Below are 13,527 nucleotides of genomic sequence, written 5' to 3' on the forward strand. Positions count from 1 at the left end.
CACACATACTCTTTAAAACTCTTTTGATATTCTTTATTGTGCTTGGATAAAAACAAATCTTTATTTGATATTCTTATACCATAATAGTAAATCAAACGATACTTTTTGTCGATATGACAATAAAAATTCAAAAAACCTTCAGGTTAATAAAACTCTGAAGGTTTTTCATTGAATATATATCTACAATTTACTTTGCCACTGATGACACAGACGCTGTTATTATCCCTAGCTGCATGATATACTAATGTTCCTTATATAATACTATCTTTCAACTACTCCATTTGCTGAATCAAATTTAAGAAAGCGTGTCCCTTGAAAAGTTAATGTTCCCCACTCACATTCCGGCATATTCCTAAAGACACGTCCTCCAACTATAAACTCCATTTCACTTCCAGTGTCTAATTCAAATTTTAAAATCAAGGTTTCATTGGTTGTCATTACTCCATTACTATCTGTATTTGTATGCATATCTCTTTTCTTCTTAACAAGCTGCGCTTTTGTAGATATGATTGGCGAATTCTCATTTTTAATATATCTGCTTATACTTAGAAAAACTATAAAAGCTAAAAAAACAAAAAAAATCATTTGAAAGTCAGCCATAGATTAATCCTCCTAATTTAAAGTCCGATTATAATTAGCTTTCAAGGCATATCTTCAGATAAAATATTATAGTGAAGTTGTTTTACAAACCACTAATTTATTGTACCAAATTTACTTTTTCCCCATCACTTAATAAATTTTGTCCTTCAGTAATGACATCAAAACCTTCTTGCACTTCACCTGTTACTTCTGTAAATTTATCATCTGAAATTCCAGTTTCAACCGATATCTTTTTAACCTGACCATTATCAACTGTATAAAGATAATTTACACCGTTCTCCATCTTAATTGTTTCATTAGGAACCATTAAGATATTGTCCTTCTTTTCAGCTGGTAAAGATATTTTCGCAAACATACCTGCTTTTATATCATTATTAGAATTATCAATTTTAACCTTTACCACATAGAAATTGTTTTTAGAACTTGTATTTGGGCTGATATTATCTATCACGCCAACTATTTTTGCATCTGGTAATGCATTTATAGTAACCGGTACAGATAATCCTACTTGTATTCTCTCAAGCATTTTGTCAGGAATATTTATTTCTGCATTTAAACTACTATCATCTATAACAGTAACAGAACCTGATTGGGTGCTAGCAAGCTGCCCTACTTCTACAGCTTTTTCTGATACAACTCCAGCTATTGGTGCTGTAATGGTAGAATTATTTATTTGATTTTGTATAATATCAACTCCTGCCTGGGCTTGTTCCACTGATGCTTCTGCTGCCTTTGTAGCCTCAGGCCCTGACTTACTCTTTAATAGTTCTAAACTATCCTGCGCGTTTTTTAAATCTATGGTTGTAGAATCAAATTGGGATTTTGCGTCATCCAAGTCCTTTTTAGATGCTGCTTGTGCTGAATACAAAGCTTGTGTTCTGTCATAACTGTCTTTTGCAGTATTATATTGAATTTGCAACTTTCCTACTAGCTGCTCCGCTTGCAATAATTGCTGCGTAAACCCTGAGTCGCTGGTTTTTTCTAAATTAGCACTAGCTACACTAACTCCAGCCTGTGCCTGCTCAAGTTGTGCTGTATAATCTGTAGTATCCAATGTAAATAATGTCTGACCTACACTAACTTTGTCTCCAACATTTACATCTACAGTCGCAACTCTCCCTCCTGTTTTCGGTAAAACCACCACCTCCTTTTCAGGTTTTAAGTTACTTGCATATTCTACACTTGTAGAAATTGTTCCAGTTGTTATTTTTTCCGCTTTCACATTTTTAACCTCTTGCATTACTTCTACAGGTTTCTTTTTAGCAATGACAGAAATGATTATGATCACAACAATCACTAAAACTATGCCTATTATTAAAAGCTTTTTATTTTTCTTTAAACCCTTAAACTTCATAGGTGCTGCCCCCCTCTAGGTTTTGATTTTTCTTCTTTTTAAAAGATACTACTCCTTTTAAATCATCCATTAGTGTATAAATAATTGGTAATACAATTGGTGAAAGGATTGTTGAAGCAACCATCCCTCCAATGATTACTATAGCCATACTCTTTTTCATTTCAGTTCCTTCACCCATAGATAAAGCAACTGGCAACATGGAAACAATCATTGTTGAACTTGTCATTATTATTGGCCTTAACCTAGTAGCACCTGATTCTATAAGAGCATCTCTTAAATTCATCCCTCTCTTCATAAGAGTATTGGTATAATCTATAAGTAATGTACCATTTTTTGATGCTAGTCCTTCTAACATAATTAATCCAATAATTGACATTAAGTTTAGTGTCTGCCCAGTTAGAGCCAATAACCCAAAAGCTCCTATGATAGCACAAGGCAGAGCCATCATTCTTATAAATGGAGTTAAAAATGATTCATAAAGCACTACTAAAATCATATAAACAAGAGCTAAGGATGCACATAAAGCAAGTCCAAGAGAAGAAAAACTCTCTGCCATATCTTTTTGATTCCCTCCGAAGCTTATACTGTATCCATCAGGAACTGAAAGAGCTTTTAGTTTAGCATTAATATCATTTGTAACTTCCCCAAGTACTCTACCTTGAAGATTTGCTTCAACAGTAACCATATCCTGCTTATCTTCTCTAGATATAGAAGGATCGCTATCTATATTTTGAATAGAAGCAACTTGACTAAGTGGAATTTGCTGTCCTAATGAATTTGTAACTTTCAAGGATTTAAGATCCTCAGCACTCTTTATTTGACCATTTTCAAACTTAAGGGTTATATCGTTTTCCTCATTATTTGATCTGTACACTCCCACATTAGTTCCTGCGAGTGCCATTCTAACAACACTGCCTATATTAGTAGTAGAAATATTGTACTGAGTAGCTGCAAGGCTGTCTATATTTACCCTGAGTTCACTGCTTCTTGAACTTGAAGAGTTACTTATATCAGTGACTCCAGGAACTGTGTTTAGTAATTTTTCAACTTCATCTGATAATCCTCTTATAGTATCTGAATCATCACCTTTTATTTTAATTGATACAGGCTTACTACTACCACCAGATGAAGAAGACTCTGATACATTAAAATCTACTCCAGACATATTTTTACCAAAGACACGAATCTCACTTGCAAGTTCACTTTGGCTCTTTTTACGTTCACCCTTAGGAATTAAGTTAACATAAATCTGAGCAATAGATTTATCTGCACTTTCTTGTCCATCATGCCCAATCAACGAAAAATAATTTTTCACCTCTTTTGTTTTCTGTAAGTATTTTTCTACCTCCGAAACTTTCTCATCTGTTTGTTTTAAGGTAGATCCTGGTGCAAGCTTCAGATTAATGGTAAATGAACTCTGATCAGCCATAGGTATAAACTCTGACTTTAGCACTCCAAGTGGAATAAGCGCCACACTAAAAACAACCCCTGCAATAACTATAGCTAAAACTTTTTTCCTGTTATCTAAAGACCATATGAGAGCCTTTTTATATGCCTCTACTAGTCTTTCAAAAGTCCATTTGCTTTTAGAGCTCCTCTTACTAATTTTAGAACCTATTCTATTAACTTTAAAACTTATCCTGCTTAAAAAATTATTCTTTTCTTTCTTCTCCTTATTATTTCTATTTGTTAATAGCCTTGACGAAAGCATTGGAGTAATTGTAAATGATACAATTAGTGAAAACATAGTAGCTGCAACTATTGTAAGTCCAAATTCCTTAAACATCTGCCCAACTAAACCTGACACAAGTGAAATTGGAGCAAATACAACAACATCGCATAAACTTATAGCTATTGCTGCCATACCTACTTCCCTACGTCCCTCAATTGCTGCATCTATAGGATTTTTTCCCATATCCATATGCCGCTGTATATTTTCTATAACAACTATAGAATCGTCCACCAGAGTACCTACAACAAGAGATAACCCCATTAAAGACAGCATGTTTAAAGTAAAGTGCATCTGATACATCATAAAAAACGTAGCAACCAGTGATGTTGGAATTGCAATTAAGACTACTAAAGAGGAACGGAAACTACGGAAGAATAAATAAAGTACAATTGCAGTAGTTATAATTCCTTCTATAAGATTATGTTTTATTTGAGTAAGTGAAGAATTAATAAAAGTAGTAGTATCCATTAGAATATTTACTTCTGTTCCCTTTGGAAGTGTCTTGTTTATATCGGCTAATTCTTTTTTTACAGAGTTAGCTACTTCTACTACATTTGAATCACTCTGCTTTCCAATGATCATCGCCATAGTCTTATTACTATTAAACCTTGTTAACACTGTAGCATCCGGAACTTCTAAATCAATTTTTGCAATGTCACCAAGACGAATATTTACTCCATTACCGGCAGGTATTAATAGATTTCGTGCATCATCAACGGAATTAAATTGACCAATAATTCTAACAGATTGATCTAGGTTGTCTTGTTTAATATCCCCAGATGGTATATTAACATTTGACGCTTGCAAGGTTCCCATTAAAGTATCCACATTAACTCCATAATACTCCATAGTCGCTTTATCAATTTTTATCATCAATTGCTTCTTATCTGCACCAAGCAATGAAATATTTCCAACTCCAGGAATTTTTTCTAACCTTTGTTTTAAAATATCAGATTGATTATAAAGTTCTTCATAACTAGCATCACCATTTACTGAAACTATCATAATAGGTATTGCATTCATATCCATTTTAAACAAAATAGGTTTATCTGCTTCTTTAGGAAGTTTTGCTGAAGCAAGTTCAACAGCTTTTTGAACATCTAAATATGCGGTGTTTATATCTGCGCTCATCTTAAAAGTTATTGTAACAGTACCAGATCCTTCCCCTGAAGTAGAATTAAGAACGTCAACACCACTTATTCCTGATACCGAATCTTCAATGGGTTTTACAACATCTTTTTTAATATCTTCTGCACTGGCGCCATTATATGTTGTCATTATTGATATGACAGGAATATTCATAGAAGGCATTAAATCTGCTCCCATGCTTTTATATCCCATAACGCCAAGTCCAATGAATAAAATTACCGCCATCCACATGGCAGCTGGTCTTTTCACCGATATCTCAGTTATACTCATTTCGTTCCCCCTTATTCCATGTTACTAAATTTTTACTCATTATCTCACTCATTTTTAGTATATCATTATTTGTAAAACTATAAATAATTTTCCATCACTTAACACAAAAATAGTTAAGTCTAAATAAAACCACTTCTTACATGTATGCTAACTGTACCCTAATTAGAATAGTTTTCTTCTTAAAATATGAAATATTTCAAAAGATGAATATGACATTTTTAGCACCGTTTTATCTACAAAATGATTACAAAAGTATTTTTTAATGATATTATTTTAGTTAGAAGAATTGTATTATTTTAGTTTAAATAAATGTATACTAATTCAATAATATGAGTGAAGGAGGCTGTATAATGTTAATAGATCCAATTAAAACTTATACCTATAAAGATTATTTGTCTTATGATGAAAATGAGAGAATAGAGATTATAGATGGAGAAATAATTAATATGAGTCCTGCACCAAGCAGAATACACCAAGAAATAATAACTGAAATACTTTTTAAAGTAAGACAATATATTGAATCTAATAATGGTCCCTCCAAAGTATACGTTGCTCCATTTGACGTGATATTAAAAAATGATGATGAAGAATTAATTAATAGTAAAAATATAGTACAACCAGATATATCCGTTATATGTGACAAAAATAAATTAACTGATAAAGGCTGTACTGGTTCACCAGATATGATTGTTGAGGTTGTATCGAATTTTAATCCTAGAAATGACTATATAAGAAAATTAAATCTATATGAACAATTTAAAGTTAAAGAATATTGGATTGTGAACCCTATGAGAAAAAATATATTAGTTTATATCTTAACTGAAAATGGATATGATGCTCCAATAACTTACACATTTACTGATAAAGTTAAAGTAAATATTTATGATACTCTTGAAATAGATTTTAATTCTATTGAAGTATAAGTACTTATCTTAGTTAAAAAGGGACTGTCGCCTTAGGAGAATCAACTGCAATATGTTGTATCAGGAATTAAAACTTTAATTCAGGATATTGCAGTTTTTGTTCTTTGTGCGACAGCCCTATTTTTTAAAATATTATCTATATTCTATTTTACCATCAGGGTACTTTGCAAATCTTCCTTTTTCTCTTGGATGAACAAAATCATCGCGATCCCATGGCCACCCTCCAAAGCCAGTGCTTCTATAATCAGCAAAAGCATCCCTAATTTCTTTATCAGAGTTCATTACAAAAGGTCCATAGCTTACGACTGGTTCACCAATTGGTTCTCCCTCTAAGAGCAGAAGGCAGCTTTCCTTTGAACCATTTTTTATTTCTATTATTTCATCTCCTGCAAGTTTTACACTATGATAATTCTCAATACTTGTTCCCTGAATATTTATTTTATCTCCTTCATAGAAATAAACAGTTCTGTTTAAGGTAGAAGATACTTTAGGAAGCTCTATACTAGCTTCAGGTTCCATGCGGATAAGACAGATTCGTACATGATTATCCTTTTTACCAGCCCATGAATTAGGCGAAGAATCCAAGCTCTTAATACCATTATAAGAACCGAAAATCAGTCTTATTGTACTTGTTTTTCCATTACCGTCTTTAGACTGTATTACTGGTATATCTTCTGCCCAAAGCATTTTATAATGTGGTTCTACAAACTTATCTTTTTTAGGCAGATTCATCCAAATTTGAAATAGTTCAAGGGGATTATCTTTTTCTGTATTAACTAAAGGAAACATTTCTGTATGATTGCAGCCTTTGCCTGCAGTAAGCCACTGTACATCGCCAGCTCCATATCTGCCTGTAGCACCTGCCGAATCTGCATGATCAACATATCCATTTAGCACTATTGTAACTGTTTCAAAACCTCTATGTGGATGCTGTGGAAATCCTGGAATAACATCTCCATGATACATATTCCAACCATCTACTCCCCTAAAATCATTGCCAATAATTCTGCCTGCTAGAGATGCATCTGGTCCCATTTCATTATTCCCTTTTGGATAAGCATCCTTATGATGTGCCAAAAATAGAAAAGGGTCACTTGTCCCCCATTGAGAACTTAATTTATTTATTCTAATTATATTATTTTTCATCATTTTTACCTCCTTGAATAAGTATTGCTTGTACTTAATCCATTAAATTTATCTAAATTAACAAGCAAAACAATTATTAATTGATAATTATTATCTGATAATTTAATTTTAGCATAACTTTTCTTACTTGTATATTGTTTTAGAAGCATCTAGAATATTCATAATAGATTAACTTCTCAATTTATGATACAATCAAGTGTAAAATTGCATAAGATACAATCTAAATGATTGTGAATTTTATTTTAGCGCAACATAATACTAACTTGCTGCTTTTATTAAAGTAATTTAAAATTGGAGGAATATATGAATAACAAAAATATAGAAATGATGAAAAAATTAATAGAAGAAAAGAAACAAAAAGGAAATAACACTAAAAATAATGAAAAACCAAAAAAAGTTATAGGCAGAATGCTGTTGCATAGTGGAAGAACAACTCAATAAGGCACAACCACAAAAACAATTTCATGTGCATAGGACTCTACTTGCAAGTAAGTAACAATGACTGAGCTTATTAATAGTAAGTTCAGTCATTGTTCTTTAAGAAATACCTAATGAGATAAAGCGAGGTAATACCATGATAAAAATAAATAACTTATCCTACTCATTTCCAAATAAAGATCTCTATCATAATATTTCGTTTACTTTAGAAGATGATCAGCATTGTGCCTTTATAGGTGCTAGTGGTAGTGGAAAAAGTACACTTATAGATATTATTATTGACCATGAAAAATACATGTTCGATGGCACTTTAGAGATAGACACAAACTGCAGAATCGGATATGTGAGTCAATTCTATGAACTTGATAATACAAAGGAAACTACAGTTTTCGAATATCTATGTGAAAATTATATTAAACTACAAAATGAAATAACTTCTATCTGTAGCTTAATGGAAACAGCTTCTGACATTGATGCTTTACTCCTAAAATACCAAGAAGCTTTAGACTCACTTGATGCAATAGGCGGTGATGATTTTGAAAGCAACTTAAGTAAGAAATTAAATCTTGCAAACTTAAGCTCCCTTAAAGATTTAAAATTATCTGAACTTAGTGGTGGAGAGTTTAAGCTTATTCAAGTAATTAAGGAAATGCTTAATGAGCCTAGCTTAATGATTATGGATGAACCTGATGTGTTTTTAGATTTTGAAAACCTTAATTCTCTTAGAAATCTAATTAATTCTCACAAAGGAATGATGCTTGTCATCACTCATAATAGATATCTATTAAATCATTGTTTTAATAAAATTATTCATCTTGAAAATATGGAGCTCCAAGAGTTTGATGGAAGCTATATTGAATATAACTTCTCTTTACTTCAAACTAAAATTGAACTTCAAGAACTGGCTGCTTCCGATGATGAAGAAATTGAGAGAAATGAACGTATAATCAAAAGACTAAGAGATAGAGCGGAAGTTACAGGCGAAACTGCTGCTGGAAGATATCTAAAAGGGAAAATGAAATTTCTAGAAAGATTAGAAGCTCGCAGAATCAAAACACCATTTGTAGAAATTAAACAACCTTATATAAGGTTACTTACTAAAAATCCAATTGAAGAAACCATTGCTTTAAAAGTTACTGATTACAGCGCCAGCTTTGAAGATACCCTTTTAGAAAATGTTAACTTTGAAATAAAATCTACTGATAAAGTAGCTATTGTTGGCTTAAATGGTGCTGGGAAAACTACTCTGCTTAGAGATATCTTTAAAAATAATCATCCAGCTATCGAAATAAATCCTGATATTGAAATAGCATATTTATCACAAAAGCAAGATGAAATACTAAATGAGTCTAATACAATACTTGAAGAATTCCTAAATGCAGGCTTTGAAACTTACGAAGATGTAGAAACATATATTTCAAACTATGATTTTGATGAAGAAAGCGTAAACCAAAAAATAGAAGCTTTATCTGGCGGGGAAAAAAATCTGCTTCAATTAGCTAAGATTTCTGCAAGCAATGCAAATATTCTGCTTCTAGATGAACCAATAAGCCATTTAGATACCTATTCCCAATTGGCACTTGAAACTGCCATCCAAAATTATAATGGTGCTATTTTAATGATATCTCATGATTACTATTCTATAATAAACTGCGTAGACTATGTTTTACTCATAGAAGATAAAACAATTAGAAGAATGAATATGCGAAAATTTAGAAAGATGATTTATGAGAAGTATTTTGATAAGGACTACTTAGAAATTGAACAAAAGAAAAGAGATTTGGAAATGAAAATAGCCATCTCCCTTAGAAATACTGATTTTGAACGTGCAAAAACGTTATGTGAAGAGTTAGAGTCACTGATTAAATTGCTTTAAATGCAGGCATCAGCATATTTTCTCTTTACATATGCCTTAATTAATAAACATAAGAGGTAATTTACATGAAAACAATAATACCCAATTACTATAAAGATTTTAAATGCTCTGCTTCAAAATGTACTGATACTTGTTGTGCTGGATGGGAAATTATAATTGATGATGAAACCTATAAGAAGTATAACGATGTATCTGGTGAATTTGGTGAAAGATTAAAATCTAACTTGACATTATATGAAGATGGAGAGCCTGGTTTTATATTGCAAAATGGTAATTGTCCATTTTTAAATAAAAATAATCTTTGTGATATCTATACTGAACTTGGAGAAGATTGTCTTTGCTATACCTGCAAGACCTATCCAAGGTTCATAGAGGAATATAGTGATATACGTGAAATAGGAATTTCTTTATCTTGTCCTGAGGCTGCAAGATTAATTCTTCAAGATTCTAAAACATTTACTTTTGAAGTTTCAGAGGATGATGAAATAGAAAATACATATGATGATATAAATTTTGATATTTCTATGCAGCTAATGCCAGCTCAGAAAATGGCTATAGATATACTACAAAATCGTTCTATAGCTTTAAATCATAGAATTGCATTAGTACTTAATTTTGCTCATGATATTCAAGAAAAAATAAATGAAAATGAGCTATCAGAAATTGCCGATATAATAAATAAATATTCTAAGGAAGATTTTCAAAAAAAGCTTATTAATGAATTTGATAAGTATAAAACAAAACAAGCTGATAAGTATAATAATATGTTTAAATGTATGAATGTGTATAAAAACCTTAATCCTATTAATGATAACTGGCCTAAAATACTAGAACACGCTATTAACTGTTTTCATAAAAAAGCTGATATTACTTTTTATGAAAAACAATATGACGGTTTTAATAAATATTACAAAAATAAAACCTATGAATATGAGCATTTAATGGTATATTTTATATTCCAATATTTTATGAAAGCTATTTTTGATGAAGAATTATACTCTAAAGTTACACTAGCTGCCATGAGCTATCTTATTATTAAAGAGTTAAATGTGGTGCGTTGGATTGATAATAACTATAACTTTGATATAAATGATCAAATAGATATAACACATATGTATTCTAAGGAAGTAGAAAATTCGGAAGAAACCCTTTATGATCTTGAAGAAATGTTCAATAAAAATGAAATATTTGATTTAAAACAATTACTTATTTTAATAATGAATTAAAATTATTCATATAACTCGCCGAAAGAGAAGTTTTTCTATCACTCGGTTGCTAGAGAAAATGAGACATACTTAATTGACATATAAGTCTTACAAGCATATAATAAAAAGATAAAGTACGAAGAGGTACATAATGAAAATTATTCATTATGTACCTCTTTTTTATTAATTTTTATAAGAATGAAAACATATTATTTATATTAATTACTTTGATTTTTGAAGAGTAATTGTTAAGGAGGTGCTAACTATGGCTTATGTTATAAATGCTGATGAATGTCAAGCATGTGGAGCTTGTAAAAGTGATTGTCCTACATCTTGCATAAGTATGCAAGGTGGAAGCTACACAATTGATGCTAGTGTTTGCGTAGATTGTGGGACTTGCCTAAATTCGTGTGGTTTTGGTGCTATTTCAGCTGAATAATTTATCATTAAAATGATCAAACTGAGACTATTCCAAGGAAAAGTCTCAGTTTTGTTTATATTTAACCTTCTAAAAAATCATTAATAAAACAATAGACAGTAATGAACTGCCTACTAGTAACTTTAAGACTTATATATTCCTTATGGTAAATTTAAATTATACAAATCACGTGTGGAAGTTTTTATATGCCTATTAATAACAATTAAATAATTATTGTTACTTCTGTTCCACCATTATCAGCTCTTACTTCTACTAATTTTAACCCCTTGTATTCTTTCAATGCATCAAGGCTTTTTCTTAATTCTTTAAAGTCTATACAATCAATGTACATCTTCTGCTCTTCATTAATATGCTTTTTAGCAATCGATGCTCCGAAATCACCAAAGCTGAGAATGAATTTTACCAGTCCAATTGGAGCAGGTATTATAAATCTCCTTCTGTTGTTAAGTTTTAAATATATCTTCAACCGTATCACTCCTTGTATTTAAGATATATGACGCGTTAGGTAGATTTATTTCTTTTTTAACCGCCAACTTAACAAAACTTTATTCTATAGTAACTTCAACTATATCTCCATTGCTGCTTTTTACATCTACAATTTTTCCTTCTAATCCTGAATCAATAGCTTCCATAATCATTTTTATATCTATTCCCTCTTGATCTGAAATACCTGGTATTTTTACTGAATTAACTGCATTCCCTATAGCCTTTAAAATTTTAACTGGTACATTCACATTTACAGTATCATTTGTTGCAGATAATACCCTAACTTTTAGCATCTTATTTATATTTTCTGATACAGATGGCTGCTGTATATTAACAGGTTTATTAATAGCTTCAATAAGCTCTGTAGCCTTATCTATATCAATTTTCCCCTCTTCAACCATTTTTAAAATCCTTTTAACTTCTTCTTTCATTATATAATCCATCCTTTCAAATTTTAATTTTCTTTAATCATATTCACAGCCTGATCAGGTGATATTTCACCTTTTTCTAGCATGTCAATTATTTCCTTATTGCCCACTGTAGGTTTTTTTATAACAGTATAACCAAGAGAAGAAACAACTTCATCTAATTTAGCTCTTACTGTCGGATATGAAATACCGAGTTCCTTTTCAACATCCTTAATATTACCTCTGCACTTTAAAAAGACTTCCATAAAATTAAGTTGTTCTTCTTCTAAATACTCAAACTTAGAAAATTCAAAGTCATTCTCTATGACAGTTCCACATTTACTGCATTTAAGTTTCGCTATCTTCAATTTTGCACTACATATTGGACATTTGCTAATTACTTTATAACTCATATTGCCCTCTCCTTTACTATATTTCAATTATAATACCGTCGTTTAAATTAATCAATATTAATATTAAATATTTTAATTATTATATAGTTATATTTAAAAATTTTCAATTATTATATTAATTATCTTAATGTAGATTCTTGAAAATTAATTTTATCTCTTTATCGGCAATATCATTTTTATTTATTTTAAATATAGAATATTTTATCTTTTCAAACTCTATTTACTTAATACATATAAAATAGGTCTCCTAATAAATTCATTTAGTGCTGATTTAAATACCTTACATGTAATTTGTGGATAAAATAGGTAATTATACTATAATATTATTATAATAATATTATTATCTTAAAATTAAAGGGGTTTAAATTATGAGAAAGAATTTAGCTTTGGCATTATGTTTAAGTTTGATCTTCATTTTAGTTGGTTGTAATAGTAATAAAAAAGTACCTTCAACTATGCAAACTACTAATGAAAATCAAACTTTAGAAGATAGATCAAAAAATACTAATACTCAAATGGAGGCTACTAATGAAAAAAATAGTGTTGATGAAAAAAAAGAAATATCGGCAAATACAAATTCTATACCGTCTACTGAAACAAGTTCAAATGAACAAGTAGCAAAAGATAAAAATAATGCCTCTCAAAAAATACCTAAAGTAAATCGTAAAGTTAAATTATATGAAGGAACTTATTGGGATGAGAGATGCTTAGACGATAATATCTTAAATTTAAAAAGTTATTGTGAGGTTGTAATTTCTAATGTAACTAATACGTCTTTTGATTTTACTGTTTATGAAGTAGATAGGCAAACTGAAAATAGAAAGGTTATTTTCCTTACAAATACAGCAGTTTTTATAGCAGATGGAAAGTCGGCTGCTTTTTACGGAAAGGATTATACGCTTAACTTCACCTTTCCTTCTATAACTGAGGTGAAAATCTCTGGCTTTAAGCCATTAGAAGGCAAGACTTACCTTAATAATAAGATACCAGGACATGAATGCTCGTAAAATAAATACTGGATAAGTTCATTTTATAAAAAAGCCATCTAGAATAATCTCTAGATGACCTTTTTTACATTGAATTTCAAAC

General features: G+C 30.5%; 13 protein-coding genes. 6 read left to right on the plus strand and 7 right to left on the minus strand.

Going from position 1 to position 13,527, the window contains the following annotated elements:
• Positions 1 to 261: 261 nt before the first annotated feature.
• From CLOBL_RS18755 to CLOBL_RS18765, 3 genes are all read right to left on the minus strand, one after another.
• On the minus strand, positions 262 to 600 hold the full coding sequence (locus CLOBL_RS18755; RefSeq protein WP_077860426.1) for a DUF2500 domain-containing protein: 339 nt from the start codon (positions 598 to 600) through the stop codon (positions 262 to 264).
• A gap of 97 nt (positions 601 to 697) precedes the next feature.
• The gene (locus CLOBL_RS18760) at positions 698 to 1,954 is read right to left on the minus strand and encodes an efflux RND transporter periplasmic adaptor subunit (RefSeq protein WP_077860427.1); all 1,257 of its coding nucleotides are present in this window, start codon (positions 1,952 to 1,954) and stop codon (positions 698 to 700) included.
• On the minus strand, positions 1,944 to 5,105 hold the full coding sequence (locus CLOBL_RS18765; protein ID WP_077860428.1) for an efflux RND transporter permease subunit: 3,162 nt from the start codon (positions 5,103 to 5,105) through the stop codon (positions 1,944 to 1,946). Before CLOBL_RS18765 ends, CLOBL_RS18760 begins: the two co-directional genes overlap by 11 nt.
• A 350-nt stretch (positions 5,106 to 5,455) precedes the next feature.
• On the opposite strand from CLOBL_RS18765, the gene CLOBL_RS18770 reads away from it, so the two are divergent.
• Positions 5,456 to 6,028: a Uma2 family endonuclease gene (locus tag CLOBL_RS18770; RefSeq protein WP_077860429.1), complete on the plus strand. Its 573-nt coding sequence runs from the start codon at positions 5,456 to 5,458 to the stop codon at positions 6,026 to 6,028.
• Between the two features lie 132 nt (positions 6,029 to 6,160).
• On the opposite strand, the gene CLOBL_RS18775 is transcribed toward CLOBL_RS18770, so the two are convergent.
• Positions 6,161 to 7,177, minus strand: coding sequence for a pirin family protein (locus CLOBL_RS18775; protein WP_179117794.1), 1,017 nt, complete (start codon positions 7,175 to 7,177; stop codon positions 6,161 to 6,163).
• A gap of 300 nt (positions 7,178 to 7,477) precedes the next feature.
• Between CLOBL_RS18775 and CLOBL_RS28140 the strand changes: the two genes are divergently transcribed.
• The 4 genes from CLOBL_RS28140 to CLOBL_RS18790 all read left to right on the plus strand — a co-directional run bounded on the left by CLOBL_RS28140 (position 7,478) and on the right by CLOBL_RS18790 (position 11,132).
• Positions 7,478 to 7,615, plus strand: coding sequence for a hypothetical protein (locus CLOBL_RS28140; RefSeq protein ID WP_009170981.1), 138 nt, complete (start codon positions 7,478 to 7,480; stop codon positions 7,613 to 7,615).
• Positions 7,616 to 7,748: 133 nt separating this feature from the next.
• A complete protein-coding gene (locus CLOBL_RS18780; protein ID WP_077860432.1) occupies positions 7,749 to 9,488 on the plus strand; it encodes an ATP-binding cassette domain-containing protein in 1,740 nt (579 codons plus the stop codon).
• A gap of 65 nt (positions 9,489 to 9,553) precedes the next feature.
• On the plus strand, positions 9,554 to 10,714 hold the full coding sequence (gene fliB, locus CLOBL_RS18785; RefSeq protein WP_077860433.1) for a flagellin lysine-N-methylase: 1,161 nt from the start codon (positions 9,554 to 9,556) through the stop codon (positions 10,712 to 10,714).
• A gap of 244 nt (positions 10,715 to 10,958) precedes the next feature.
• Entirely contained in the window at positions 10,959 to 11,132 is a 174-nt protein-coding gene (locus CLOBL_RS18790) for a 4Fe-4S binding protein (protein WP_009170984.1), read from the plus strand.
• Between the two features lie 202 nt (positions 11,133 to 11,334).
• On the opposite strand, the gene CLOBL_RS18795 is transcribed toward CLOBL_RS18790, so the two are convergent.
• The 3 genes from CLOBL_RS18795 to CLOBL_RS18805 all read right to left on the minus strand — a co-directional run bounded on the left by CLOBL_RS18795 (position 11,335) and on the right by CLOBL_RS18805 (position 12,438).
• Positions 11,335 to 11,598: a hypothetical protein gene (locus tag CLOBL_RS18795; protein ID WP_077860434.1), complete on the minus strand. Its 264-nt coding sequence runs from the start codon at positions 11,596 to 11,598 to the stop codon at positions 11,335 to 11,337.
• Positions 11,599 to 11,677: 79 nt separating this feature from the next.
• The gene (locus CLOBL_RS18800; RefSeq protein ID WP_077860435.1) at positions 11,678 to 12,049 is read right to left on the minus strand and encodes a hypothetical protein; all 372 of its coding nucleotides are present in this window, start codon (positions 12,047 to 12,049) and stop codon (positions 11,678 to 11,680) included.
• 23 nt (positions 12,050 to 12,072) lie between these two features.
• Entirely contained in the window at positions 12,073 to 12,438 is a 366-nt protein-coding gene (locus CLOBL_RS18805; RefSeq protein ID WP_009170986.1) for a DUF2089 domain-containing protein, read from the minus strand.
• A gap of 368 nt (positions 12,439 to 12,806) precedes the next feature.
• Here CLOBL_RS18805 and CLOBL_RS18810 point away from each other — a divergent pair, with 368 nt between their 5' ends.
• Positions 12,807 to 13,445, plus strand: coding sequence for a hypothetical protein (locus tag CLOBL_RS18810; protein WP_077860436.1), 639 nt, complete (start codon positions 12,807 to 12,809; stop codon positions 13,443 to 13,445).
• Positions 13,446 to 13,527 lie beyond the last annotated feature (82 nt).

Origin of the sequence: Clostridium sp. BL-8, assembly GCF_002006495.1 — a bacterium.
Classification (GTDB): domain Bacteria; phylum Bacillota; class Clostridia; order Clostridiales; family Clostridiaceae; genus Clostridium.